Raw genomic sequence first — 25,709 nt, forward strand, 5'->3', positions numbered from 1 at the left:
CTTTACTCCCTTGTGTTTTTTATGAGCGAATAAAATTCTGCCCGAAGATCTGGTCGATTTTCATAGATTCCAAGAAGACTTGATGTTATGGTAACAGTGTTTGTCTTCTTGATGCCTCTGCTGCACATACACATATGTTTCGCTTCGACTACAACAATCGTACCTTCTGGTTCTAATACTTTTTCAATGGCTTGTGCAATCTGTGTTGTAAGTCGTTCCTGAACTTGAAATCTTTTGGCATAGCCTTCCACCAACCGCCCCATTTTGGAGAGACCGGTTATTTTCTCCTTTGGAATATAGCCAATATGTGCTACGCCAAAGAATGGAGAAAAATGATGTTCGCATAAGGAATAAAACTCGATATCTTTTATTAAAATGAGACCCTTATGGTGAATATCAAACGCTTTTTCTAAGTGAATGCTAGGGTCTTCATGATATCCTTCCGTGTATTCCAGGAATGCTTTAAGGACTCTAAAAGGAGTATCCAGTAAACCATCCCGCTCAGGGTCATCGCCGCAAAGTTTAATTAATTGTCCTACTGCCTCAGAAAACTGTGCAACAATGTTTCCATTTTCGGAGGCAGTTAGCTGATTAAACAAATGTGGATATTTTTCATATAGAATCTGTAACTGCTCACTCTTCATAATCACATCATCCCTTTAAAATTTATAGGACTACTCATCCTCAATTATGATTCGAGGAGTGTTTTCGCTAACGGGTTCATCTAAAAGAACCTGAAAAACACAGCAACCATCACCATTCTGAAGTCGTTTCTCTCTTTTCACAGAACATCCTAATAAATGAGTTAAAACTGAAACGCTTACACTGCAAAGTATAGGTCGCTGCAATGCAACATTATGGAATGGGCAGTTACGTTCAATGAGTGAATAAACATGATTTTTATTTTCTATTTCCATAAATGAATCATCTTTCTTATAGAAATCCTTTAAAACATTTAAACGTTCATTTGTACTTAATCCGATTAATTTTGGTTCCCACTGGCGAATTCTTTGTTCAATCATTGCGGAGAGGATATTTTTTAGTGCTTCTTCTCCCAGAGAATTAATTAATGTATCTAAAACTTCAATCGTTAGGTGATCATAATTTTTTTCGAAAAGATGTTCTCCGGCAGTTGTTAATCGATACTGTAGTACAGGTCGGCCAACACCATTGTTTTCTGAATAACGAGTTACCCATCCTTCTTTTTCTAATTGAAGAAGGTGCTGCCGTACTCCTTCACCACTTATCTCTAAGAAGGATGCCAGCTCGCTCATTGATGAGGATCCGTTATTTTTTATGAATTGTATGATTCTGCGGCGTGGTTCTGACATATGGTCAGCGTGGAAACTCATCCTTTTCCCTCCCTATACTCTCTTTTTAAAATATATTCAGGTATAGGTCGAATAGTTCAAGTTTTTCATTGGAAAACTTGGTTAATTAGATAAGAAACACAAAAAACCCTTTCGCTCTGAAAGGGCTCAGAAGTTAAGAATTTAATAATATGGGTAGCCGCTATAAGGATAATAGCCTGGATATGGTGCCGGTGTTGGATAAGGCGTTGCTACTGGATAAGGATATGCACCATAGCCCGGTGAACCTAATGCTCCTGCAGCCAAACCTCCTAGTAAACCTCCTACAAATGGTGCTCCACCAAATCCTCCATATCCATATCCATGTCCATAGTGACCATGATGGTGCCCGCCGTGATGCCCGCCGTGATGCCCGCCGTGGTGCCCGCCGTGATGCCCGCCATGATGCCCGCCATGATGCCCGCCGTGATGTCCACCGTGGTGACCTCCATGGTGCCCACCGTGATGACCGCCATGATGTCCTCCGAATCTGTTTAAATCCATCATATTTTTCATCCTCCTCCGAAAATCTTTCCTTTTACTGTATGTAGGATAGATGTCCTAGGAATGGGCGCAGGTAGCAATAATGGATTGGTGTTATAATGAAAGAAATAATAAATGAGGTTCTACCTATGAAAAAATTACTTTTATTGACTTTAATAATATCAATTTTTATTTTTCTATTATTGTCTCCTGTGCTACTTCAACTAGTTTCCTATCTCCATCCAGTCGTTTTAGGTGTTGTTTTTTTCTGTATTGTAATGTCAGTATTGTTTTTTATCTGCTTAATACGCCGTGAAACCATCCAGATTTCCTACTCAAATTTAAGGTTCCTACTACTTTTCTATTCCTTTGGATTATTTATTTTGCTGTTTTTTCGACACAGCGATCAGTCCTATCAGTCCCTTAATCTAATTCCACTTTCAACAATTGCCTTTTATTTATCAGGTAAGGTAAATGGGTTAATTGTCTTTTATAATTTGGCAGCTAATATAGGCTTATTTATTCCCTATGGTATATTTTTAATGGTTAAAAATCGTTCTCGATTTCAATTATTCTATCTACCATTCCTTTTTATTTCGATGATAGAAATACTCCAGTACGTTTCTCATAGAGGTAGTATGGATATTGATGACCTTATTTTAAATGTACTTGGTTTTTATATTGGATATCTATTGCATCCTCTATTCAACAAGGTTATCAAAGTACTCAATAAAAACTAAGAACCATCAGGATCCTAAATAAGGACTGATGGCTCATTCACTAACACTATTTTTTTTAACATGGAATGTTCTTTTTAAAGGAAAATTTTCCGTTTTTAAACAAATACTAGCAACAGCCATAAGTACAGCCCTACAAGAGTGAAAATAAGCGTTGGTGGGATGACAATGATGGTGACTTTAATATAATCCATCCAGGAAATTTTTATATTGTTTTTCTTTAGAATATCCATCCATAACAATGTTGCCAGGGTACCAATAGGCAGTATTAAGGAACCGATATCACTTCCAATAATATTTGCTAAATATACAGTCTGCGTTAATAATGGTTCTAATCCCATTTCAGTTAAAGCCAGCGTTGAAACCATTAAGGCAGGATGGTTGTTGAAAATATTAGATAGGAAGGCTGTTATGATTCCCATAGTAACGCTTGCGTGAAGTAAACTGCCATTTACAATGGAACTTAGCTGTTCCACCATTAGGGTCGTTAATCCTATATTGTGTAATCCATAGATTAGAACATACATGCTAAAAGCAAAAATTAAGATATGCCATGGTATTTTGAATAGAACGTCTTTTGGGTTTTTCTTTAAATGGATCCATCTCCAAATTAATAAGACGATTGAACCGAGAACAGCTACTAATGAAACCGAGATGTTCAAAAAAGATGCTACAAAAAGGCTGATTCTGACGATAAATACGAAGATTAACATTTGAATCATTAACTTTTTTTGTTTTTCAAACATATCCTCATTTTTTCTTTGTAAAGGATGAAAACGATTGTTATTTAACAATGGCAGTGTGTAGGAATGGAGTCTGATTTCTTTAGGGATGTCCTTCTTGAAAACGAGGAGGAGTAAATAAGCCAAAAATAGAAGTCCAATCGTAGCTGGAACAAACATCATGGCAGTTTGTAGATAAAGATCCATTCCGATAATTTTGAGCGCAATTAAATTTACAATATTACTTACACCAATTGGAGCACTTGAAGCTGTGGCAATCAAGGCGCCACTTAATAAATATGGAATCTTTTGTCGGTCCTTTAATCCGATATTTTTAAAAATTAGGATGAGTATGGGTGTGGTAATTAGAATACTGCCGTCATTGTTAAAAAACATCGTCATCAAAAAACACAGTAATAATGTATACCAGAATAAACGAATTCCGGACCCTTTTGATACTTTTAACATCAGTGCTGCCGTCCATCTAAAGAAGCCGAAACTTTCAAGCACGATTGCCATAACGATTGTGGCGATAATCGTTACCGCTGCTCCTGTTACTTTGGAGCTTATGTCCAACAAATCAGTTAGCGAAACGCTGCCGCTTAACATTACAATGATTGCCCCAATCGTTGCTGGAATTGCTTCATTCATATTTTTCGGACGGATAAATATCATTACCATGGTTAGGAAAAAGGCAAATATGGTTATGATCACCGTCGATGGTTGATACATATCAGTTATTTCTCTCCTTTCAATTGTCTAAAATTTCTTCTAAGAATTCTCCTTTTCTGTCTTCTCTTGTCCTTTGCTCTATCATACGTAGTTCCTAAGGGGCTTGAACTAAACGAATATCTTGAATTTATGTAAATCAGCAGGTATCTAGAAATTTTTAAAAATTAATGATTGGATTTATGCCTATCTTTTTGGAGGTAAACCAATACCTAGTGGGTATTTTTATAGGTAACAGTCTTGTGTTTTAATAATAATCAAAAAAAACCGGTACTCCGATAGTACCGGTTGATTTTTATTATTTTTTACCTTTTGAGCTCTTGCCTTTAGACCCCTTGCTACCGCCGGAGCCTTTACTGCCTTTGGACCCCTTGCTGCCGTGTGTACCTTTACTGCCTTTGGATCCTTTACTGCCGTGTGAACCTTTACTGCCTTTGGATCCTTTACTGCCGTGTGAGCCTTTATCACCTTTGGATCCTTTGCTGCCGTGTGAGTCTTTACTGCCTTTGGGTCCTTTGTTACCGTGTGAGCCTTTATCACCTTTGGATCCTTTGCTGCCGTGTGAGCCTTTATCACCTTTGGATCCTTTGCTGCCGTGTGAGCCTTTATCACCTTTGGATCCTTTGCTACCGCTAGAACCCTTACTGCCTTTGGACCCGTTGCTACCGTGCGAACCTTTACTGCCTTTGGATCCTTTACTGCCGTGTGATCCTTTCTCACCTTTTGATCCTTTGCTGCCGTGTGAGTCTTTACTGCCTTTGGGTCCTTTGTTACCGTGTGAACCTTTACTACCTTTGGATCCTTTGCTGCCGTGTGAGCCTTTACTACCTTTTGATCCTTTGCTGCCGTGTGAGCCTTTACTACCTTTGGATCCTTTGCTGCCATGCGAGCCTTTACTGCCTTTGGATTCTTTGCTGCCGCCAGAACCCTTACTGCCTTTGGAACCTTTTTTACCACCGTAACCATAATAACCGCCATAAGACCCTTTACTCCCACCAGAACCATGTGAACCCTTGGATCCTTTGCTGCCGCCAGAACCATGTGATCCCTTGGATCCTTTACTGCCGCTAGAACCATGTGAACCCTTGGACCCTTTGCTGCCGCCAGAACCATGTGATCCCTTGGACCCTTTGCTGCCGCCAGATCCCTTGGATCCTTTACTGCCGCCAGAGCCACGTGATCCCTTGGATCCTTTGCTGCCGCCAGAGCCACGTGATCCCTTGGATCCTTTGCTGCCGCCAGAGCCACGTGAGCCTTTGGATCCTTTGCTGCCGCCAGAGCCACGTGAGCCTTTGGATCCTTTACTTCCACCTGAACCATGTCCGCCTTTTCTACCCTTTGGACCTTTTCGCCCCTTTGGACCTTTAGGACCTTTTTTGCCACGAGATCTACCAGAACCACGTGAGCCTTTGCTGCCCTTACTTCCACGCGAACCGCGCGAGCCCTTAGATCCTCTACTTCCACCAGAACCACGCGAGCCTTTAGATCCTCTACGTCCACGCGAACCGCGTGAGCCTTTAGATCCTCTACTTCCACCAGAACCGCGTGAGCCTTTAGATCCTCTACTTCCGCCTGAACCGCGCGAGCCTTTAGATCCTCTACTTCCACCAGAGCCGCGTGAGCCTTTAGATCCTCTACTTCCGCCTGAACCGCGCGAGCCCTTAGATCCTCTACTTCCACCAGAACCGCGCGAGCCTTTAGATCCTCTACTTCCACCCGAACCGTGTTTCCCTTTTCTTCCCTTAGGCCCCTTAGGACCTTTTCGTCCTTTTGGCCCTTTTGGACCTTTTTTCCGTCGAGACCGTCCAGAACCGCGTGAGCCCTTGGATCCTTTACTTCCACTAGAACCGCGTGAGCCCTTGGATCCTTTACTTCCACCAGAACCGCGTGAACCCTTGGACCCTCTACTTCCACCAGATCCCTTGCTGCCTTTACTGCCGCATGTCCCATGACTGCCACTTGAGCCCTTACTTCCTTTAGACCCTTGACTTCCGTCTGACCCTTTGCTGCCACTGGAATCTGAACCATCGCAGAAACATTTTTTGTCTTGTTTATCATCTGGATTGTTATTTAGAAATAAAACGACTCCATTATCCTTAGCTTTTGACAGCATCTGATTCATGTCCTTCATCATCTGGGTTTTCCACCACTTTCCATAAAAATATTATTTACACTTTCTAATTTATGGTAATAAAGTGGTACTTGATATAGACAAACATTTATTTTTTTAATTTCATATTATAAATATTTACGTGTCCACATTTGTCCTCTCTATAAATTGTAGATGTTTGTACTGCACATTCAACCTGGATGCTGCATACTATCTAGAAAAAATGTATGTATAGGAGTATTTACGTGTTAAAATACGAAATCTTCATTAATCCAAAATGGCTCCAAAAGTTGGAAGATGATATTTGGGAGGATGAGCATGTCCCAGCCGTATTAAAAATAGGCGAAAATCGATACAAAATAGGACTCACCTATCGGGGAAATGTCATTAGAAAGAAGAAGAAAAAATCCTATAATATCATTTTTCTAAACCCTTATCTCGTCGATGGAGCTCATGAAATTCATCTAAACGCTGAGTACGAAGATATTTCACTGAGCCGAAATAAACTCTCCCTTGACTTTTTTGATCGCATTGGTGTGACTTCCCCGCATTCTAAGCACGTACTTCTTTATATGAATGGTTTTTGTAAAGGAATATATTTAGAATTGGAATCCTTTGACCAACATCTTTTGAAAAAAAGAAATCTGCCGGAAGGTCCAATCATATATGCCACTAATTATTTCGCAAACTTCTCTCTACTCTCTCCCGAGAATAAATTAAAAGTGAGTTTAGATGAGGGTTACACGATAAAATATGGAGATCAGAAGGATCTTACCTTATTAGAGGAATTTATTGAGATGATCAACACTTTTCCGAACGAAGAGTTTGAAAAAGAAGTTGGTAAAATCCTAGATATTGATAAATACCTAAAGTGGCTTGCTGGTGTTGTTTGTACACAGAACTTTGATGGCTTTATCCATAACTATGCTCTTTATTTAAATAGCAAAACAAAGCTGTTTGAGATAACCCCTTGGGATTATGATGGCACTTGGGGAAGAGACCTTCACGGCAGGATACTTGACCACGATTTTGTCCCGATTAGTGGGTATAATACCTTAACTGGACGACTTCTCCATATTTACCCATTTAGATTAAAATACAAGGAAATCTTGTCTTCTGTCCTAGAAAATCATTTTTGCCTAGAAACCTTAGAACCAATTATTGAGCAACAATTTCAAACTTTAAGACCCTTTATTAAGATAGATCCCTATATAAATATGGACAAAAAATACTTTGACAAAGAAAAAGAAGTCATTTTCGATTTTATTAATAAAAGATATGAATTTTTAATGAAAGAGCTGGCGACATTATGACCTTTTAACTTGTATATGGAATCCATATACTTCTTTTTTTGCCTATTTTTTGAAAAAGGTAAGAAAAAAGGCTCGTCGTTTAGTACAACATCATACCATGACACATATAAATGCAGTGTAAAAGTTTATTTATTTAAAGGAGGATAAATATTGTGAATAACGACATGTGGAAGTCTTTAGTGGGGAAGACGATCAAGGTTGACAGAGGAGGACCAGAATCAAGAATTGGTAAATTAATGGCGGTTCTTGATGACCACCTAGTACTCTTGACTAAAGATGATGGTGTGCTTTATTACAATACACACCATGTCAAAAGTGTAACAGAAAATTCAAAGGACACGATGGATTTAGGAATTGAGGTTCCTGAGAATTTCGAATTTAAAAGTGCTTCAAGCTTCCAAGGACTTTTAGACAGCTTAAAATTCCAATGGGTAAGAATTAACCGTGGAGGTCCGGAAAAACTTGAAGGTGTTATTAGCGAAATTAATAAAGACTTTGTATCATTAATTAGCAAAGAAGAAGTTGTCCGTGTTTCTATGTGGCATATCCGAAATATCAGCTATGGATTAAAAATCGAAAGTGAAAAACAAGAAGAAAATAAAGATCAAGGTAAAGAAGAAAACACGATGTCTCAAACAGAAAAACAAGTTGTGAGACAAAGAGTTGTACGTGCAGAAAATTCACAAGTAAGACAATGAAAATAAAAAACCTTGTCGCTTCTCCAAAGAGGAGCGGCAAATTTACCCTAAGGAGGAACATTGAATGGGATCTGATAATTTTTCATCGACTGTGGATTTACTAAAAGGCTACAATGTAAACCTGTTTGTTGGTGAAGAAATTATAAAAGGAAAATTAATGGGCGTAGAGACGGACCATATCATCCTAGAAGATGAAAATGCATACGTCTATTACTATAGCATTGATAAAATCCATGCTATTACAAAAAATACGAAACAATATAAAGGTGAAGAAATCACCACGGAATTTGTAAAAACTCAGAGTTTAGCGGACTTATTAAACTCTTTAAAAAATTCATGGGTATCTATATTGTGTTTAAATAAGCAATCTTTTGACGGTGTCCTAGGTTTCGTCGATGCTGACTTTGTTACACTAATCAATGGTGAAAATCGAATTTTAATCAAGATTTCTCACATTTCAAATATATTAAAAGGCTATCGGAAAGAAGAAAAACAAGAAGAAAATAAAAATGAAACGGAAGCAACAGTTTCAGATAGCAAATTGGAAGAAAAAGAAGATTATTATGTTGAAGAACAAGTAATCATGAAATCAAACAAACAAGAAAAAAAAGATCAGCAAAATAAAGTAGTAACGATGGTAGAAAACGAACCTGTTGTCTCACCCAATGTAATTGTAAATCAACCAGAAAACGAGAAAAAGGTTTGGGCAGAACCTAGCAAAACCTCAGCACCAGCTGCAAAAATTAGCAACGAAATAAAACCTGCAAAAGAAGAGAAAAAGCAAAGCACACATGGTGAAAGCATTCAGCCAATAGTGAATGTAAAACAAAACAGCCAAAATGAAGTCAAATGGACAAAAACCGAACTATCTCAATCACACAAAGATGATGTGAAAAAACAGAAATCAGAAGTTAAGATTCAAAACATCGTTAAGCTTGATAAAGAGAATGTTCAAAAACCTACTGGTGTCTCACTGGAGAAAAAATCTCATGGAAAACAACCTGTACAAGAGCAAGTAAAAACTGTTCCAACACTGAAAAAAGAAGTCATTTCTACTTCTACCAAGGAGTTATTGAATAAAGTAAATAAAGTGAAAGAAGCCATTGATGCAACTCCACTTATGAAAACTGAGAAATCAAAAAGAAACAGTGTAGAGGCTCAAAAAGAGGAAAATAAACCTAAGGCACAATCAGTTGGAGCGTCACGTTTTTCGGGTGAACCAGCAATGCGTGATTTTGACCGCAGATCCATCTTCTCTGGATGGCCAAATCGAAATCAGTCACAAAGACGCATTTAATTACTCCCCTACAAATGACAGAAAATGATTAAACCTAACCTTATCTTTCCTATTTCGATAACAATACCCATAAGAAATTTTACAATAAAGAGCAGGGCATTCAGATTAGTAGGATCCACTTGTGTGGGCCCTCTCTTATTGTAAAAATATTTTAGTAGAAAGGATGTGATTAAATGAAAATAAAAGACCATATCGGTACCTATATAAAACTAGAAATCTCTGGAAATAAGCCGATAAGCGGAATCTTAATCGACATTGGCAGTGATTTGTGGGTGATTTACAATGGTTATGATTATCTATACATTCCTACCGTTCATGTTCAAAATTGGAAGTTTCCAAAAATGGAAGAAATCGATGAAATCATTACTCTGTCAGAAGATCAATCTCCTATTTTTAATCCCAATGAGGAAATTTCATTACGAAAAACCCTTACCGCGGCAAAGGGAATTTTCACTGAAATATATGTAACAAGTAAACAAGCATTACATGGTTACATTATCAGCATCATGAATAATTATTTTGTTTTTTACTCCCCTATCTACAAAACGATGTTTATCTCCCTCAATCACTTGAAATGGTTAATTCCTTATACAAATAAGCAGCGTCCCTATGGTTTAAGCAATGAGAATTTACCAGTTAATCCATCTAATATTACATTTGCAAGATCATTTGAAGTCCAGATTGAAAAATTGGTTGGGACATTAATTGTATTTAATATCGGGGAAAATGAAAATGTAATGGGGAAAAGTATGGGGATAAAAAATAATTTTGTTGAACTTATAACGGCAAAAGGCGAACCCGTCTATTTAAATTTACAACATATTAAAACTGTTCATATGACATAAACCATGAGCCTAGCGCTCCATTTAACCAACTTACAGAGTGTCTAGGCACTCTTTTTATTTATAGATAACTTCATAAGAAGGAAACAAATTTAAAAACCTACATATATACTTGACTTTGTTGCATACATTTTTATTAATACCATTTTTGACCATAGGAGGATTACATGGACATCTATGTAAGGCAAGGTGATTCTTTATGGTATTATAGCCAACTGTATAGAATAAATCTCCAGTTAATTGTTGACTCAAATCGGGATATACAGCCAAGTCAACTAGCTGCAGGACAGCGGATCCGAATTCCAGGCTTTGTTGCGCAGAATTATCAGATCAGACGAGATGATTCTTTTTGGAGTATTGCCCAAAATCGTAATCTTTCTCTTGATGCATTGCTGCTTGCGAACCCGAATGTAAATCCTAATCGACTGTCGGTCGGGCAAACCATTCGAGTGCCGCTAAGGATAACTTGGAGACTTGTGCAAGGAAAGCAACATTATGATTTTAGCCGAATGATGAGTGATATTTCTCGTTTACAAAATGTATATCCATTTCTACGTGTTGTTAACACCGGAAATTCAGTACTTGGTAATCGGATCCCTGAGGTTCTAATTGGAACAGGTGGGAAAAGAGTTCATTATAATGCATCTTTTCATGCAAATGAATGGATTACGACTCCTATTTTAATGACCTTTTTAAATGATTATTGTTTATCACTTACCAATGGCAGTTCTATTCGTGGTCTATCTAGTTCACCTCTTTACCAACAAACGCTGTTATCTCTTGTGCCAATGGTTAACCCTGATGGTGTTAGCCTTGTGATGAACGGTCCGCCTGAAAATGAAACGTGGAGAAATAGAGTAATAGAGCTTAATCGGGGCAGCACCGATTTTTCGGGTTGGAAAGCAAATATTAGAGGTGTTGACTTAAATGACCAGTTCCCTGCTCGCTGGGAATTAGAGAAAGCAAGGAATCCTAGTCAGCCGGGGCCGAGAGATTATGTAGGTGAACGACCTTTATCCGAGCCCGAGGCCATAGCGATGGCAGATTTAACGAGAAGGCGTGATTTTGCTCGAGTACTCGCCTTACACACACAGGGTGAAGTCATTTACTGGGGGTTTGAGAATCTTGAACCGCCAGAGTCTGAGATCCTGGTGAACGAGTTTGGCAGAGTTAGTGGTTACCAGCCTGTAAAATCGATCGAGAGCTATGCTGGATATAAGGATTGGTTCATTCAAGATTGGCGTCGGCCCGGATTTACCATCGAGCTCGGAACAGGAACTAACCCCCTCCCAATCTCACAATTTGACGAAATTTATGAAGAGACACTCGGAATCTTTTTGGCTGGATTGTATATGTAATGGTGGGATGACCTATTTCCTGGTTGGAATGGGTCTTCTTTTTTGAAAATGTTTTGGGTAATTGTGGAGGTATATTTGTTATTATTTTCGGTTATCCGAGAGTGTTTTCGGTTATATGAGAGTAATCTTCGGTTATCCGAGAGTAATCTTCGGTTATCCGAGAGTATTCTTCGGTTATCCGAGAGTATTCTTCGGTTATCCGAGAGTAATCTTCGGTTATCCGAGAGTAATCTTCGGTTATCCGAGAGTATTTCTGGCTATCCGCCAGTATTTCTGGGTATCCGTCAGTATTTTTGGCTATCCGCCAGTATTTCTAGCTATCCGCCAGTATTTCTGGGTATCCGCCAGTATTTTTGGCTATCCGCCAGTATTTCTGGCTATCCGCCAGTATTTTTGGCTATCCGTCAGTATTACTGGGTATCCGCCAGTATTTTTGGTTATCCGCCAGTATTTCTGGCTATCTGCCAGTATTTCGTACATTGGTACAATCCTAACAATAAAAGAAAAAGGAACATCTGCTCAGTTCCTTTTTTCTAGTAGTTTTAATTTACCTGAAGCTTGCGTGTAAAACCAAGATATCTCGTGCCTTGGAAGATTAGTTCACCAAAGTCACCTTCAGCAAGCATACCGTACTCAGAACCATTTACAACGAGTTCCATTCTGTCCCCGCTTTCGACTTGAAAGGTAACAAAATAACTTGTACTAGCGTGGCTATTGTTTCCTCCTCCACGTACTTGGGTCCTTTTCGAAACCACAAGCGCATCAACATTCAACTTAGGCTGCTTATTGTTGTAGTTCCATTGTTTAATATTTTTAAAAATGGTAAAAAGAAGGATGCCTAAAATGATGATGAAAAATAGTGGGAACAGCATATTTATAATAGAAAACATATCAAAACCTTGCTCAAATCCCATTGACCTCTCTCCCCTTCTTAAAAAAGTCATTTTCTCTATAAACTTACTATAACGATAGAAATATAGAGTCTCAAGAAAATTAAACACTTTTGAAGAATTTTTTATATACTGTATGTATGGAATGTGCAACAAGGAAATGGGTGAAATATGGAAAATATAATACTGTTTGACGGAGTGTGTAACCTTTGTAATCAAAGCGTCCAATTCATTATCAAAAGGGATCCAAAGGGGCATTTTAAGTTTGCTTCTCTTCAAAGCGAAATTGGACAGAAGTTAGTAGAGCAATATGGGATACCTAAAGGTATTGAAAGTATAATCTATATTGAGAAGGATAAGGTTTATATAAAATCAAGTGCAGCATTACGCATATCCAGGAAACTAAACGGTTATTGGAGATACCTAACGATACTCAGTATCCTCCCTTCTTCCTTTAGAGATTTCTTTTACGATGTCATCGCTAAAAATCGGTATAAATGGTTTGGAAAAAAGGAAAGTTGTTTGCTTCCAACTATAGAAACGAAAAAAAGGTTTCTAGATTAATAAAAAAGTTATCAAATATGGACAGGTTCACTACATGCATGTACAACGAGGTACATATATTGTACTAACCCATGATACAATACCTCCTTTAGAAAGTGGCCCCACCACTTTCTTTTTTTTTTGCAATCAAAAAAGCACTCTCAAAAAGTGCTTTTGGAAAAATTAAGATTTTTGATAATTCAATTCCCAAATGATCCCGAACTGATCTTGTACTCTGGCATATTTGGCACCCCAAAATGTATCCTCTAGCTCCGTAAGTGCCTTTCCGCCTTTCCTCAGAGCATCATAGAGACTTTGGATTTCCTCATCACTTTCCGGTTCTAGGGTAAGCGAAATATTGGTACCTATAACCACTGACTGTCCAGGAAAGGTATCTGAAAACATTAGGGAAATGTCACCTTTGCTTAGCTTTGCGTGCATGACACGATTATCGGCCTCTGGAGGTGTAGGGTAATCAGCTTCTCCAAATGTTTGAAGTCCGATAATTTCCCCACCCAAAACTTCTTTATAAAACTCCAAAGCTTGTTTAGCATTTCCATCAAAAGATAAATATGGTGTTAATTGCCCCTTCATCATAAACACTCCTTCATTTCATATAACCAACAATATATTAGTTTTTCATTAAAAAACGGTTTTTAATCAAAAAACTCAAAAAAATACCTTTGATCAGATGTCAAAGGCAAAAGGTGAGCTTAGTGGTCAAGGCTAAGCTCCAGTTTTAGGAGGTCTAAACTCAGAAGAATTTAAACATCTTAATAGTAACATTTTCTGAAAATTCATTCAACAGTTTAAAGCGTTAAAGTTTAAAAGTAACGAACTTGTAATATTACCCTATAAAATCTGGAAATACATAAACCAGAATTTTTTCAAACGAAACAATTGACAGTCTTGTATATACAAGTTAGAATGAAAACGTAATCAAAAAACTTGTATATACATGTTAGCGATCAATTTAAAACGCACATTAACATGTTCATACATGGTAATTATATTTAGATAAAAGGAATGGAAACGTCCATACCTATTAGGGGGAAATTGTAATGACAAAGTTCACAGAGTCAGCAACCGAACTGCTCGAACACGTTGGAGGAAAGGAAAACATTGCAGCCGTTACCCATTGTGTAACGAGAATGCGCTTTGTTTTAAATGATCCAAGCAAAGCAGATGTTAAAAAAATTGAAGCGCTCAAACCAGTAAAGGGTACCTTCACTCAAGCAGGACAATTTCAAGTTATTATCGGAAATGATGTTTCTACCTTCTATAATGATTTTGTCAAAATAGCTGGAGTAAACGAAACAACGAAAGATGAAGCAAAAGTTGCGGCAAAGCAAAATATGAATTGGCTGCAGCGAATGATTGCTCATCTAGCTGATATCTTTACACCATTAATTCCTGCCCTTGTTGTGGGTGGTTTAATTCTCGGGTTTAGAAATGTTATTGGGGATATTAAACTGTTAGAAGATGGAACGAAATCCATCGTTGAGGTTTCACAATTCTGGGCCGGAGTTCACGCCTTCTTATGGTTAATTGGGGAAGCGGTGTTCCACTTCCTTCCAGTCGGTATCACATGGTCCATTGCTAGAAAAATGGGTGCAACACCTATTCTAGGTATTGTTCTTGGTATTACATTAGTTTCTCCACAATTACTCAACGCTTATGGTGTTGCAGGAGCAGAAGAAATTCCAACATGGGATTTCGGGTTTGCTCAAATTGAAATGATCGGTTATCAGGCTCAAGTAATCCCTGCTATTTTAGCTGGATTTGTACTTTCATTCTTAGAATTAAGACTTAGAAAAATTGTTCCGAATTCAATCTCTATGATTGTTGTTCCATTCTTAGCATTAATTCCAACCGTATTGATTGCTCATACTGTTCTAGGTCCTATCGGTTGGACAATCGGTTCTTGGGTTTCTGATGTAGTTTATTCAAGCTTAACATCAGCATTCGGTTGGTTATTTGCAGCTATCTTTGGTTTTGCCTATGCACCACTTGTAATCACAGGTTTACACCATATGACAAATGCGATTGACCTTCAATTAATGTCAGAACTTGGCGGAACAAACCTATGGCCAATGATAGCATTATCAAATATCGCTCAAGGTTCTGCGGTTCTTGCGATGATCTATATTAATCGTAAAAACGAAGAAGAAAAACAAGTATCTATTCCAGCTGCTATTTCCTGTTACCTAGGTGTTACAGAACCTGCGATGTTCGGTATTAACTTAAAATATGGCTTCCCGTTCCTTGCAGCAATGCTCGGTTCTCTCGCAGCGGCAGTCATTTCTGTAGGTAGTGACGTAATGGCTAACTCAATCGGTGTTGGTGGACTTCCTGGATTCCTATCCATCCAACCACAGCACATGACGATGTTTGCAATTGCGATGTTGGTAGCAATCGTGGTGCCATTCATCTTAACAATTATTTTTGCAAAAACAGGTATGAACAAATTTTCTTTTAAAAAGTAATACTCCAATTTTAGGAGGGAGAACATCTCCCTCCTTTTCATTATTAGAGACTCAAAAAATATAGGCAGGTGTTTATCATGTCAACATCATGGTGGAAAACAGCAGTAGTATATCAAATTTATCCAAAAAGCTTTTATGATTCAACCGGTAATGGTACAGGCGATATCCAAGGAATCATCGGAAAACTAGACTACTTAAAGGAGTTAGGTGTAGATGTTCTTTGGCTCACTCCGATTTATAAATCCCCCCAACGAGATAATGGTTATGACATAAGCGACTATTACAACATTCAAGAAGAATACGGCACGATGGATGACTTCGACCAACTTCTTGAACAAGCACATAAGCGCGGAATCAAGATCATTATGGATATTGTCATCAACCATACATCCACGGAACATGAGTGGTTCAAGCAAGCAAAATCCTCAAAAGACAATCCATACCGCGATTTTTATATATGGAAAGATGGGAAAGATGGCCTCCCTCCTACCAACTGGGAATCAAAATTTGGCGGATCTGCCTGGCAATGGGATGAAACGACGGGTCAGTACTACCTACATTTATTTGATGTTACCCAGGCAGATTTAAACTGGGAAAACCCAAAAGTTCGTGAAGCATTATATGGAATGATGCATTTTTGGCTTAAAAAAGGCGTAGATGGCTTTAGACTTGATGTCATCAATTTAATTTCAAAAGATCAGCAGTTCCCTCAAGATGATAGTGATGGACGTAAGTTTTACACAGATGGGCCCAGAATACATGAGTTTCTCCATGAGATGAACCAAGAGGTATTTTCAAAATATGACATCATGACCGTTGGCGAAATGTCATCAACATCCATCGATAATTGTATTCGCTACACAAATCCACGTGAAGAAGAGCTCAATATGACGTTCAGCTTCCATCATTTAAAAGTGGATTATCCAAATGGTGACAAGTGGACCAAAGCCGATTTTGACTTCCATGCGCTGAAAGATATCTTGTCAAAATGGCAGGTAGAAATGAATAAAGGCGGAGGCTGGAATGCCCTCTTCTGGTGCAATCATGACCAACCACGTGTTGTCTCAAGGTTCGGTGATGATAAGCAGTTTCATAAAGAATCAGCCAAAATGCTTGCGACGACTATCCATATGATGCAAGGTACCCCTTATATTTATCAAGGGGAAGAATTCGGGATGACCAATCCGGAGTTTAACAAGATTGAAGAGTATCGGGATGTGGAATCATTAAATACCTTTGAAATTAAGAAAAATGAAGGACTGTCAGAGCAAGAGATTATTGAAATTCTAAAGCAAAAATCTCGTGACAATTCCAGAACTCCCGTTCAATGGGATTCTAGTAAACATGCTGGATTTACAACGGGCACGCCTTGGATTCATACAGCATCGAACTATAAGGAAATTAATGCAGAAAATGCGATGAAGGACCCGGACTCTGTTTTTTATCATTATCAAGAACTCATTCGTTTGCGAAAAGAATATGATGTGATCACAAACGGTGATTATGAATTGATTTCCGAGGAAGATGACTCTATCTTTGCTTTTGTACGAAAAACAGAAAATGAAATACTATTGTTGATTAATAATTTTTATGGATCAGACACAATGTATTCTCTCCCAGTGAAGTTAGACATTGCTGGTTTGTCAAACACTGTGTTACTCTCAAACTATGCGGACTCTGCCCCACTTGAAAGAGAAATAAAGTTACGGCCGTACGAGTCCATTGTTTATTATTTGAAAAAATAATGGGAGATTTTTATGACAAACAAGTATCAAATTATTTTTAATAAAATCGTGGATCAAATTAAAAATGGTGAACTCCCGCCCAACTCCCTTCTTCCCTCTGAAAATGAATTGAAGGAACAGTACGATACATCTAGGGAAACCATTCGAAAGGCGTTAAACCTACTTGCTCAAAACGGATACATCCAAAAGGTAAGAGGAAAAGGTTCAATTGTCATTGATATTAACAAGTTTGACTTTCCGGTTTCGGGATTGGTTAGTTTTAAAGAACTCGCCGACAAAATGGAAAAAAAGCCGCGAACAATTGTCAATGAGCTTTCATTCATTATCAAGCCTGATGCCTATATCAAGCAACAGCTTCAGCTTTCAGGAAAGGACCAAGTGTGGAAGATTGTTAGAACCCGGGAAATTGGCGGCAACAAAATAATCCTTGATAAGGATTACCTTGCCGCAAAATTCGTTCCTTCCATAACAGAGGAAATTTGTGCAAACTCCATTTATGCCTACCTTGAAAATGAGTTAAACCTGAAAATTAGTTTTGCAAAAAAGGAAATTGTCGTCGATGAACCAACTGCGGAAGATCGGTCGTTTTTAGACTTGGAAGGCTATCATAATATCGTTGTTATTAAAAACTATGTGTATCTTGAGGATGCCTCCCTTTTTCAATATACAGAATCCCGGCACCGTCCGGACAAATTCCGGTTCGTCGACTTTGCACGTAGAACACAGTAAAAACCTCAAATCAATTTGAGGTTTTTTCTTTATTTTCTATTTCTTAATACAGCCACAATAAAGAGATCTTTATAAAAATGCTCTACTGTCTCTACCTCTAAACCTTTATTTGTAAATTCCTTTAATGTCTCTCTATTCAAGCAACAGCCGTCACAGACTCTTTTCCAAAATGGTGTTAAGCTTTCCTGCATTTTGCTAAGCACAGTGTTTTCCATTTTCACGTGTTCGAACAGCAGGATCTTTCCATCTGGTTTACACACTCTTTTTAGCTCATGAATAGCCTTCTCAACATTCGGGATTGTGCAAAATACCAACGTTGCCACTACGGTATCAAATGTATGATCTTTAAAAGGCAGATTCTCCGCGCTCGCATTAACAATTTCTATCGGTACCACAGTTGATTTCTGTTTTGTAAAAGATCGCTCAATCATAGGCAGACTTGGTTCGATGGCGGTGACTGTATCAACATTGTAATACAATGGAAAGTTAATTCCAGTCCCTGAACCAATCTCAAGCACCTTTCCGCTCGCACCCTTAAGTAACTCACTCCGAATCCTCTTAAACTTTCTCTGTTCCAAGGGACTCATAAAAAAATCATACCATTTTGCAAATGTACTGCTCATTTAGTTCAACTCCAAATTGTATAATACTCGGATAATAATCCAATCCATTTCCACCTTTTCAACATATTTTATTATAAAAAATATGGACGAGGTGTTGAAATGAAAGATCACCAAACAGTCATATCCATTCTTGGAAGTGCTGGCGGGGTGGCAAAATCTGTCCTTTCGATTTTAAATCAATCAGTATTGAATGATAAAGACCCTATTCATCGTATCATTACACAAAGTACAATTCACTTAATTGATTATAAGCAAAAGGAACCCCAGTATTACCAGAACCTATTTCCGAATTTATCGCACCAGTTAGTCACCCATCAGTTTGACCTTAAGAATAAGAAACAGGTGATGAAGCATTTAACCAGCACAAATACAACGATTGTCATTGATGTTTCATGGGCAGATACGGTTGAAATGCTACAATGCTGTGACCAGCTGGGTATCCGATATGTAAATTCTGCACTAGAAAATTCCTTTATTGATGATAACGAAGAACAGTTTGCCGGTTTTCCCCTGATAGAACGTATTCTTTATTTTGAAAAGCATAAGGACAAGTTTAAGAATACCACAGCGATTGTATGCTCTGGAATGAATCCTGGCGTGGTTCAATGGATGGCGATTGAACTTATGAATCAAAATCCGGCAGAAAAACCTCTTGGCTGCTACATCGTCGAACATGATAGCTCCTTTCTAAAGGATGCATCACAGGCAAAAAAAGACGTTATTTATACCACTTGGGCTCCGGAATGCTTTCTAGATGAAGCGATTTTATGCTATCCCATGTTCATGAAGAATCGTACTCCACTCTTTCTATATGAAGATGTCTACAATGTCGAATTCCAAGTAACATTGGGAAATAAGATGTTTTACGGTTGTTTGATGCCACATGAAGAAGTCTATACACTGGGTAAATTGTTTGACATGGAAACCGGTTTCTTGTATAAGGTGAATGACCATACCACCAAGATTATCCGTAATCATATGGATAACACCGATGTTTTATGGGATTTTGAAATGAAAGTCCTCGATCCCCTTGTAAATCCACTTAATGGTGAGGACCTTGTTGGTGTATTGCTGGTTTACCAAGACAAAGAGCGTTATATTTACAACGTATTAGATAACGAAAGAATCTTTGCTCAATACAAAACAAACGCTACCTACTTCCAGGTCGCATGCGGTATTTATGCCTCACTCTCTGTCCTTCTGCTCGATCAAATTCCAAAAGGTGTTCACTATGTGGACGAGCTATTACTAAAAACAAACAATCACTTTGGTCATTATTTAACCTGCTATATGACGGATTTTGTTATTGATGAAAATAATACAAGTGATGGTCTTCTTTTACAGCGAATGAGAGAATTTAAAGATTAATGAAGCTTGGAGAAAAATCTCCAAGCTTTTCCTAAGTTAACCAATTATAATAAATACAGGAAGAGTATGAATGGGAGGAAAAATAATATGGAAAATATTATTAAGGAGTTTCGTAGTATTCCAACTACTTGTATTTCTGATGCCATGGATGGATTAAATAATCTCCATCCCACTATTAAACCACTAAAGGAAGAATACAAGCTTGCAGGTAGAGCCTTCACGGTAAAAGTTCCTGTTGGTGAAAATCTTTCGGTCTTAAAAGCTATTTCTGAGGCAAAGCCAGGTGATATTTTAGTTGTCGATGCAAAAGGTGATCAATACAGAGCTATAGCAGGTGATTTTGTGGTCGGAATGGCACAAACATTGGGTATCGGCGGTTTAGTCGTCGATGGAGTGATTCGAGATATTGTTGGTATAAAAGCGTTGAATTTTCCTGTTTTCTCAAGGGGAACAACTGTCGCAGCAAGCGGGAAAGCAGGAGTCGGTGAAGTGAATGTGCCTATTTCTTGTGGGGGGGTTCCAGTGAACCCTGGAGATATCATTGTTGGTGATGCGGACGGAGTGGTTGTGATTCCTCAAGCAAAGGAACAACAGATTTTGGATGATTCTTTAGAAAAAATGAAAAAAGATGAATCTAGAGAAAAAAATATATCCGGAAATCCTGAAGCAATACGGAAACATCTAGAACAATTATTATCAAAATAAGAATTACCTTTTGATGATTTTGAACAGTTTACCGATCAAGAGAAAAAATTTTCCCACCCATCGAATGACACCATGAAATAGTACTTCTACAATAAAACCAACCATTAATTCTAATATTATGTGCATGCAGGTACCACATCCTGTATGTGTGCTTACATTTTATTCTGTACAACTTTTACAGTCTTATGTCTATGGAAAAAAGGCATTGGTTCTGTTACGAACCAATACCTTTTTTAGTAATCTATTTATTTTTGATCCCATAAATAGTCTACTACTGCTTGATACTCATCTTTTGATAAAGAAGCAGGAGCACTTTTTGGCATATTCTTTTCAACAAAAGCTAAGAGGTCTTCTTTTGTTTTAAAGTCAGCATGAATTTTTGCACCGTCAAGCTTTCCTTGACCTCCAGCAATGTCTCCAGAACTGTGGCAAGTAATACAGCTCTTTTGGAATACCTCATTCCCTGCAAGCGATGTTGATGCTGGGTCCTCGGTAGTGTCAGAGTCCTCGTTCCCGCTTGAATCCTCACTTCCCGCGGTTTCTTCCGTTTGCGGTTCCTCACTAGTCGTTTGCTCATCATTACCACATGCAGCCAATACCCCTAGCAGTAACAAAAAGAATACAATACTCAAAATCTTCTTCAAGCTCCTACACCTCTATTCTCTTTTGTTTTATAGATAACCCATATATAGGAGGCATTTCATATGTAGTAAAAACATTCATATAATGGGCAAATCCTACCTTCATCTTATTTCAGATATCTGCAATTATTCCTATATGTCCTTTGTAGAATAGAAGTAATAATATTACTTCAAATTTCTAAAAACATCATATTTCATAGTGCCTAGAAATATTCATTCTAAAATTGGACTGAAGTGGCCAAAATAGTCTAAATTTTCCAATAGTAATTAATAATAATTCGCTCGATTTTACTTAATTCCTCTTTCTTTCAAAAAAATATATTTTCATAAGAAGGAACCCTGTGAAGAGTGCAAAAATAGAAATCAAAATGAAAATATTGTTGAGATGTATTCGTACTAATTTTCGGCAAAGGCTAATAAATTAGAATATACGTTCGATGAGGAGGAGAGATCTTGGCTAAACAGAATGATTCCTTCATTACAGATGAAATGTTGGTTAAATATTACGAATTGAATAAGAAGAAAAAAGAAATTGAATTAGAGATGAATCAATTAAAGGACAGTTTTCATGATTATTTTAATAAACTTGTTGGTCCGAATACGAAAGCGGAAATTACGATAAATGGATATAAATTGCAGCGGCAAATGAGAAAGATCGAAAAATATAATGAAGAAGTTACGGTTAAGAGGTTAGAAGAATTGCAAATGACCGACCTCGTTCAAATTGTAAAGAAACCGGATGAAGCCAAAATAAAATCAGCACTCCAGCTTGGCCTATTGGATGAAAAGAATTTAGAGGGCTGTTTGGTCACCTCCTATTCCCCTGCCCTTTCGATTAAAACTTTAACTCCAAGATAACCATCAGCTATTAGGTATTTACTGCCTAATAGCTTTTCTTTTTGATATGTGGCATGTAATTACGAAAAAATCCTTAGATTCTAGTGAAAATAGGAATTTTTTTGTGAATTTACTTTTAAACTCTACCTATTTCTGCTAAATTTATAGAATGGTTTGGAGGGGATTATTATGAGTACTCTAGGTGCTGTTCTATCTTACCCACGCACAAAGGGAATCATATTAGTACTAATGGCAGCAATTTTTTGGGGTGTTTCGGGTACAGTTGCTCAATACTTGTTTCATCAACAGGGCTTTAGCACGAGTTGGCTAGTCGTAACACGGTTATTGGTAGCTGGATTGGGTTTATTATTTTTTTCCCAAGTAGTTGGGAAACAAAATATATGGAGTGTTTGGAAAAGAAAAAAAGATCTTTTACACCTTGTTGTGTTCGGTGTTGTGGGGATGCTTGGAGTCCAATATACCTATTTTGCAGCAATAGAACACGGAAACGCCGCTACCGCAACGGTATTACAATACCTAGCACCAGTCCTAATCGCCATATATATCTGTTTTCAATCTAAGTCATTACCGGTAAAACAAGAGATCGTAGCCATTGTATTTGCGCTTGGAGGAACATTTTTGCTCGTCACGAAAGGAAATATTCAAACGCTAACCATTTCTGGTCCTGCTTTTGCATGGGGAATATTGTCGGCATTTGCACTTGCTTTTTATACTCTTTATCCAGGAAAACTTCTAACAAAATGGGGAACGATTTTAACCGTTGGCTGGGGAATGATGATCGGAGGATTAGGGTTCAGTTTCCTCCATCCTCCTTGGAAATTCGAAGGGCATTGGTCACCATCCTCGTTTCTAGCCGTTCTTTTTGTTGTGATTTTTGGTACATTACTAGCCTTCTTATGCTATATGGAAAGTCTAAAATATATAAAAGCATCAGAAGCAAGCTTACTAGCGTGTGTCGAACCACTATCCGCAGCATTTCTAGCCGTGGCTTGGCTTCATGTCTCTTTTAGTCTATTTGAATGGATAGGTGCACTCGCTATCATAGCAACAATATTTATCTTATCAAGTGTGAAACGCACATAAGAAAAAGCCATCTATCAGATGGCTTTCTCTATCTTTATTATTATCTTACTCTTGCAAAACCGAATCCGGAAGCATAATCGTCGCCAGTTGTGGCACCGTATCCACCTTTAATATCGTATAATTTTGCTCTTCTTTGTAACTCAGAACGAAGTTGTGTATTGGACCATGATAAATTTGATGACCAAATTTTCGCTGCTAATCCTGAAACGTGCGGTGTAGCCATAGAAGTTCCGCTGATTGTGTTATAGTTTCCATCGTACCATGTGGATTGAATATCTTTACCTGGTGCTGAAATTTCAACATCACGTTCATGAATCACAAAATCAGCGTCAGTTAAAGGATTACCTCTAGATGAGAAATCAGCTACGCGGTAAGTTCCGTTTTGTTGAACATTTTCTAAAGCAGCAACTGCCACAGCATTCTTTAATGCACCTGGATAGCCAATCGTGTTTGCAGCGTATCCATCGTTACCTGCAGCCGCAACCACCAGTGTTCCCTTGCTATATGCGTAATCTACCGCACTAGCAATCATGGTGTCTTTTCCACTAGAACCTAGAGACATAGAAATGATGACTTTTGAGCCTGTTCGGACAGCTTCATCTGCAGCATGACGAATCGCTCCAGCAATATCATCCGAATAACCTGAACCACTGTCCGTTAATACCTTGTACGCCCAAAGCTTGGATTGTGGTGCAACACCATAAATTCCTAACCCATCTGAAGCACCGTGTGCAAGGGCTGATCCTGCTACATGCGTACCGTGGCCATTTCGATCTGTACAAGTTCCATTTACGAGCGCTGACGAGGATTGGGTAAAATCTTTACATTGTTCACCGCTTCCTACTAAATCATAATGATTAATATAAACCCCAGTATCTAAAACGGCTATTTTAATTCCAGCTCCGCCAGATGTACTTGTAATGTTAGGATCATTGTAAATAGCTTGCATTCCCCATGGCGTACGGTCACTTGGCAGGGAAGTAATAGCTGTTGTACCGATTTTATCTTTTGAAGCGCTTTCAATTCGATCCAATTGAACCTCTGGTACTTTTTCAATTGATAGATTCTTATTTTTTAATAATGCTTGATATTGCTTCGCATTCACCGTTGTAGAGTAACCATCAGAACCAAAATCCCAGCGCACTCCTGTAGTTTCTTTTGCTTTTGCCTTTTCAGAACTAGGTCCTTTAATGATAACTCGATACGTTTCCTTTGAGTCGGTTACCTCACCATAGGCCGCTGTGGCAAACAGCGAAAATCCCATTGTTAATGCTAGTAGTGCAGAAGCAATTTTTCTTTTCTTTCTCATCTTATTTCCCCTCTCTTACTTTTTTTATGTACAGCTTTTCCACGGCTGTAATATTGAGTTTATTTAGAAATTTCTAATTAATCAATATATTGTTTTCTATAGAAAGTTGGGAAATAATTATGGGTAATGGCTTGATGCTTTAGTTCCTGTTCATATATAAAATGAGACCTCCAATTTTTTGAAGGTCACTCCCAATTACTATCCTTTATTCTTTTAAATCCTCAATCGAATCAATATCCATGTATGCTGGAACAACCAATCCTAGTTTTGTACCTTTTAGGTTTTCACCCAAATCTTCAAACTCACCCTGGTACTTATCATAGTAATCAGCATGTGTAGATGGCAGCCATCCTGCCACGTGAGCATCTAGACTTCCATCCGCAACACCCGTCCACATGGGTCCGGCTTCTACTTGAGTAAGTGTTACGTCATAGCCTAAATCGGTGAGCACTTTACCGATTACATTTGTACTGGCAATTTCGCTATCCCATGCAACGTAACCAAGTTTGATTTTTTCACCAGATGCCTTCTCAACTCCACCTGTCCATTCAGCAACTTTATCAGCATTGTCCTCTACCCACTTAGCAGCTGCAGCTTCAGGATCTTTTCCGTTGACGATATCATTCATAACAATATTCATATCATCAGGTGACCAAGTAAACTGATCAAGAACTTGATAGGCACCAGGAAGATCTTCTTTTAAGCCATTTCGTGCGATACTATGAATGTTTTCATCTTTGCCAAAAACGCCTTTTGAATCCTCTAAATATTTTAAATCAAAGGAAGCGAATTTCCAGTGCGGAGTCCAGCCCGTAACAATAATAGGCTCTTCTTTTTCATATGCCTTTTTTAATGCAGCAGTCATTGCGGCACTGGATCCTTCAACAAGGGTCCAATCCTCTAAAGCGTATTCCTCCATCACTTTGGCAGAAGCCTTCATTAAACCAGCACCCGGATCTATCCCGATTATCTCGTAATCTACCATTTCACCTACTGTGCCTTCTTCATTATTTGTTTTGTCTGAACCACATGCAGCAAGACCTACACTTAGCAGCGCTGCCGATAATGTTACCATCCATTTTTTCCTCATA

General features: G+C 38.2%; 26 protein-coding genes. 15 read left to right on the forward strand and 11 right to left on the reverse strand.

Annotated features, from left to right (window positions below; translation table 11 throughout):
- Window positions 1–2: 2 nt before the first annotated feature.
- The 3 genes from folE to QUG14_RS02620 all read right to left on the reverse strand — a co-directional run bounded on the left by folE (window position 3) and on the right by QUG14_RS02620 (window position 1,856).
- Window positions 3–644, reverse strand: a complete 642-nt coding sequence (folE, locus tag QUG14_RS02610) for a GTP cyclohydrolase I FolE (protein WP_289338997.1) — start codon at window positions 642–644, stop codon at window positions 3–5.
- Between the two features lie 30 nt (window positions 645–674).
- A complete protein-coding gene (locus tag QUG14_RS02615; RefSeq protein WP_289338998.1) occupies window positions 675–1,352 on the reverse strand; it encodes a helix-turn-helix transcriptional regulator in 678 nt (225 codons plus the stop codon).
- 141 nt (window positions 1,353–1,493) lie between these two features.
- Window positions 1,494–1,856, reverse strand: coding sequence for a hypothetical protein (locus QUG14_RS02620; protein ID WP_289338999.1), 363 nt, complete (start codon window positions 1,854–1,856; stop codon window positions 1,494–1,496).
- A 125-nt stretch (window positions 1,857–1,981) separates the two neighbouring features.
- On the opposite strand from QUG14_RS02620, the gene QUG14_RS02625 reads away from it, so the two are divergent.
- Window positions 1,982–2,572, forward strand: a complete 591-nt coding sequence (locus QUG14_RS02625) for a VanZ family protein (protein ID WP_289339000.1) — start codon at window positions 1,982–1,984, stop codon at window positions 2,570–2,572.
- Between the two features lie 95 nt (window positions 2,573–2,667).
- Here QUG14_RS02625 and QUG14_RS02630 read toward each other — a convergent pair whose 3' ends face one another.
- Window positions 2,668–4,023, reverse strand: coding sequence for an arsenic transporter (locus tag QUG14_RS02630; protein WP_289339001.1), 1,356 nt, complete (start codon window positions 4,021–4,023; stop codon window positions 2,668–2,670).
- Between the two features lie 222 nt (window positions 4,024–4,245).
- Window positions 4,246–6,078, reverse strand: coding sequence for a hypothetical protein (locus QUG14_RS02635; RefSeq protein ID WP_289339002.1), 1,833 nt, complete (start codon window positions 6,076–6,078; stop codon window positions 4,246–4,248).
- A 297-nt stretch (window positions 6,079–6,375) separates the two neighbouring features.
- On the opposite strand from QUG14_RS02635, the gene QUG14_RS02640 reads away from it, so the two are divergent.
- The 6 genes from QUG14_RS02640 to QUG14_RS02665 all read left to right on the forward strand — a co-directional run bounded on the left by QUG14_RS02640 (window position 6,376) and on the right by QUG14_RS02665 (window position 12,206).
- Window positions 6,376–7,443, forward strand: coding sequence for a CotH kinase family protein (locus tag QUG14_RS02640; protein WP_289339003.1), 1,068 nt, complete (start codon window positions 6,376–6,378; stop codon window positions 7,441–7,443).
- 152 nt (window positions 7,444–7,595) lie between these two features.
- Entirely contained in the window at window positions 7,596–8,141 is a 546-nt protein-coding gene (locus QUG14_RS02645; protein ID WP_289339004.1) for a hypothetical protein, read from the forward strand.
- A gap of 64 nt (window positions 8,142–8,205) precedes the next feature.
- A complete protein-coding gene (locus QUG14_RS02650) occupies window positions 8,206–9,438 on the forward strand; it encodes a hypothetical protein (RefSeq protein ID WP_289339005.1) in 1,233 nt (410 codons plus the stop codon).
- Between the two features lie 173 nt (window positions 9,439–9,611).
- The gene (locus QUG14_RS02655; RefSeq protein WP_289339006.1) at window positions 9,612–10,283 is read left to right on the forward strand and encodes a DUF2642 domain-containing protein; all 672 of its coding nucleotides are present in this window, start codon (window positions 9,612–9,614) and stop codon (window positions 10,281–10,283) included.
- A gap of 164 nt (window positions 10,284–10,447) precedes the next feature.
- Entirely contained in the window at window positions 10,448–11,638 is a 1,191-nt protein-coding gene (locus QUG14_RS02660; protein ID WP_289339007.1) for a M14 family metallopeptidase, read from the forward strand.
- A 115-nt stretch (window positions 11,639–11,753) separates the two neighbouring features.
- A complete protein-coding gene (locus QUG14_RS02665) occupies window positions 11,754–12,206 on the forward strand; it encodes a hypothetical protein (protein ID WP_289339008.1) in 453 nt (150 codons plus the stop codon).
- On the opposite strand, the gene QUG14_RS02670 is transcribed toward QUG14_RS02665, so the two are convergent.
- Complete coding sequence (locus QUG14_RS02670) at window positions 12,181–12,552, reverse strand: DUF2500 domain-containing protein (RefSeq protein WP_289339009.1); 372 nt, start codon at window positions 12,550–12,552, stop codon at window positions 12,181–12,183. The two genes, QUG14_RS02665 and QUG14_RS02670, sit on opposite strands and share 26 nt — an antisense overlap.
- Window positions 12,553–12,699: 147 nt before the next feature.
- Here QUG14_RS02670 and QUG14_RS02675 point away from each other — a divergent pair, with 147 nt between their 5' ends.
- On the forward strand, window positions 12,700–13,092 hold the full coding sequence (locus tag QUG14_RS02675; RefSeq protein WP_289339010.1) for a thiol-disulfide oxidoreductase DCC family protein: 393 nt from the start codon (window positions 12,700–12,702) through the stop codon (window positions 13,090–13,092).
- Window positions 13,093–13,254: 162 nt separating this feature from the next.
- Here QUG14_RS02675 and QUG14_RS02680 read toward each other — a convergent pair whose 3' ends face one another.
- Window positions 13,255–13,665 carry a VOC family protein gene (locus QUG14_RS02680; protein ID WP_289339011.1) on the reverse strand — a complete coding sequence of 137 codons (411 nt, stop codon included), beginning with the start codon at window positions 13,663–13,665 and terminating at the stop codon, window positions 13,255–13,257.
- A gap of 467 nt (window positions 13,666–14,132) precedes the next feature.
- Between QUG14_RS02680 and treP the strand changes: the two genes are divergently transcribed.
- From treP to treR, 3 genes are all read left to right on the forward strand, one after another.
- Window positions 14,133–15,557 carry a PTS system trehalose-specific EIIBC component gene (treP, locus tag QUG14_RS02685; RefSeq protein WP_289339012.1) on the forward strand — a complete coding sequence of 475 codons (1,425 nt, stop codon included), beginning with the start codon at window positions 14,133–14,135 and terminating at the stop codon, window positions 15,555–15,557.
- A gap of 77 nt (window positions 15,558–15,634) precedes the next feature.
- On the forward strand, window positions 15,635–17,302 hold the full coding sequence (gene treC / locus QUG14_RS02690) for an alpha,alpha-phosphotrehalase (RefSeq protein ID WP_289339013.1): 1,668 nt from the start codon (window positions 15,635–15,637) through the stop codon (window positions 17,300–17,302).
- A gap of 12 nt (window positions 17,303–17,314) precedes the next feature.
- Window positions 17,315–18,031, forward strand: a complete 717-nt coding sequence (treR, locus tag QUG14_RS02695; RefSeq protein WP_289339014.1) for a trehalose operon repressor — start codon at window positions 17,315–17,317, stop codon at window positions 18,029–18,031.
- 29 nt (window positions 18,032–18,060) lie between these two features.
- On the opposite strand, the gene QUG14_RS02700 is transcribed toward treR, so the two are convergent.
- Window positions 18,061–18,654, reverse strand: coding sequence for a class I SAM-dependent methyltransferase (locus tag QUG14_RS02700; protein WP_289339015.1), 594 nt, complete (start codon window positions 18,652–18,654; stop codon window positions 18,061–18,063).
- 99 nt (window positions 18,655–18,753) lie between these two features.
- Between QUG14_RS02700 and QUG14_RS02705 the strand changes: the two genes are divergently transcribed.
- Entirely contained in the window at window positions 18,754–20,022 is a 1,269-nt protein-coding gene (locus QUG14_RS02705) for a saccharopine dehydrogenase NADP-binding domain-containing protein (RefSeq protein WP_289339016.1), read from the forward strand.
- 87 nt (window positions 20,023–20,109) lie between these two features.
- Window positions 20,110–20,727 carry an RraA family protein gene (locus QUG14_RS02710; protein WP_289339017.1) on the forward strand — a complete coding sequence of 206 codons (618 nt, stop codon included), beginning with the start codon at window positions 20,110–20,112 and terminating at the stop codon, window positions 20,725–20,727.
- Between the two features lie 245 nt (window positions 20,728–20,972).
- On the opposite strand, the gene QUG14_RS02715 is transcribed toward QUG14_RS02710, so the two are convergent.
- Window positions 20,973–21,371, reverse strand: a complete 399-nt coding sequence (locus QUG14_RS02715) for a c-type cytochrome (RefSeq protein WP_289339018.1) — start codon at window positions 21,369–21,371, stop codon at window positions 20,973–20,975.
- Between the two features lie 450 nt (window positions 21,372–21,821).
- Between QUG14_RS02715 and QUG14_RS02720 the strand changes: the two genes are divergently transcribed.
- Window positions 21,822–22,226, forward strand: coding sequence for a hypothetical protein (locus tag QUG14_RS02720; RefSeq protein WP_289339019.1), 405 nt, complete (start codon window positions 21,822–21,824; stop codon window positions 22,224–22,226).
- 168 nt (window positions 22,227–22,394) lie between these two features.
- Complete coding sequence (locus QUG14_RS02725; protein WP_289339020.1) at window positions 22,395–23,309, forward strand: EamA family transporter; 915 nt, start codon at window positions 22,395–22,397, stop codon at window positions 23,307–23,309.
- Window positions 23,310–23,349: 40 nt separating this feature from the next.
- Here the strand turns inward: QUG14_RS02725 and QUG14_RS02730 are convergent, their stop codons facing one another.
- Window positions 23,350–24,618 (reverse strand): S8 family peptidase, encoded by a 1,269-nt coding sequence (locus QUG14_RS02730; RefSeq protein WP_289339021.1) that lies wholly within the window; start codon window positions 24,616–24,618, stop codon window positions 23,350–23,352.
- 205 nt (window positions 24,619–24,823) lie between these two features.
- Window positions 24,824–25,708 (reverse strand): glycine betaine ABC transporter substrate-binding protein, encoded by an 885-nt coding sequence (locus QUG14_RS02735; protein WP_289339022.1) that lies wholly within the window; start codon window positions 25,706–25,708, stop codon window positions 24,824–24,826.
- Window position 25,709 lies beyond the last annotated feature (1 nt).

This window comes from Neobacillus sp. CF12 (assembly GCF_030348765.1).
GTDB lineage: Bacteria > Bacillota > Bacilli > Bacillales > Cytobacillaceae > Neobacillus.

Bases quoted from the DNA above. Each gene is read 5' to 3' on its own strand.
- QUG14_RS02735 (WP_289339022.1), bottom strand. From the start codon at position 25,708: ATGAGGAAAAAATGGATGGTAACATTATCGGCAGCGCTGCTAAGTGTA.
- QUG14_RS02700 (WP_289339015.1), bottom strand. From the start codon at position 18,654: ATGAGCAGTACATTTGCAAAATGGTATGATTTTTTTATGAGTCCCTTG.
- QUG14_RS02655 (WP_289339006.1), top strand. From the start codon at position 9,612: ATGAAAATAAAAGACCATATCGGTACCTATATAAAACTAGAAATCTCT.
- QUG14_RS02630 (WP_289339001.1), bottom strand. From the start codon at position 4,023: ATGTATCAACCATCGACGGTGATCATAACCATATTTGCCTTTTTCCTA.
- treR (WP_289339014.1), top strand. From the start codon at position 17,315: ATGACAAACAAGTATCAAATTATTTTTAATAAAATCGTGGATCAAATT.
- QUG14_RS02710 (WP_289339017.1), top strand. From the start codon at position 20,110: ATGGAAAATATTATTAAGGAGTTTCGTAGTATTCCAACTACTTGTATT.
- QUG14_RS02660 (WP_289339007.1), top strand. From the start codon at position 10,448: ATGGACATCTATGTAAGGCAAGGTGATTCTTTATGGTATTATAGCCAA.
- QUG14_RS02670 (WP_289339009.1), bottom strand. From the start codon at position 12,552: ATGGGATTTGAGCAAGGTTTTGATATGTTTTCTATTATAAATATGCTG.
- treC (WP_289339013.1), top strand. From the start codon at position 15,635: ATGTCAACATCATGGTGGAAAACAGCAGTAGTATATCAAATTTATCCA.
- QUG14_RS02615 (WP_289338998.1), bottom strand. From the start codon at position 1,352: ATGAGTTTCCACGCTGACCATATGTCAGAACCACGCCGCAGAATCATA.
- treP (WP_289339012.1), top strand. From the start codon at position 14,133: ATGACAAAGTTCACAGAGTCAGCAACCGAACTGCTCGAACACGTTGGA.
- QUG14_RS02705 (WP_289339016.1), top strand. From the start codon at position 18,754: ATGAAAGATCACCAAACAGTCATATCCATTCTTGGAAGTGCTGGCGGG.
- folE (WP_289338997.1), bottom strand. From the start codon at position 644: ATGAAGAGTGAGCAGTTACAGATTCTATATGAAAAATATCCACATTTG.
- QUG14_RS02620 (WP_289338999.1), bottom strand. From the start codon at position 1,856: ATGATGGATTTAAACAGATTCGGAGGACATCATGGCGGTCATCACGGT.
- QUG14_RS02730 (WP_289339021.1), bottom strand. From the start codon at position 24,618: ATGAGAAAGAAAAGAAAAATTGCTTCTGCACTACTAGCATTAACAATG.
- QUG14_RS02680 (WP_289339011.1), bottom strand. From the start codon at position 13,665: ATGAAGGGGCAATTAACACCATATTTATCTTTTGATGGAAATGCTAAA.
- QUG14_RS02625 (WP_289339000.1), top strand. From the start codon at position 1,982: ATGAAAAAATTACTTTTATTGACTTTAATAATATCAATTTTTATTTTT.
- QUG14_RS02725 (WP_289339020.1), top strand. From the start codon at position 22,395: ATGAGTACTCTAGGTGCTGTTCTATCTTACCCACGCACAAAGGGAATC.
- QUG14_RS02635 (WP_289339002.1), bottom strand. From the start codon at position 6,078: ATGATAAACAAGACAAAAAATGTTTCTGCGATGGTTCAGATTCCAGTG.
- QUG14_RS02650 (WP_289339005.1), top strand. From the start codon at position 8,206: ATGGGATCTGATAATTTTTCATCGACTGTGGATTTACTAAAAGGCTAC.
- QUG14_RS02675 (WP_289339010.1), top strand. From the start codon at position 12,700: ATGGAAAATATAATACTGTTTGACGGAGTGTGTAACCTTTGTAATCAA.
- QUG14_RS02665 (WP_289339008.1), top strand. From the start codon at position 11,754: ATGAGAGTAATCTTCGGTTATCCGAGAGTAATCTTCGGTTATCCGAGA.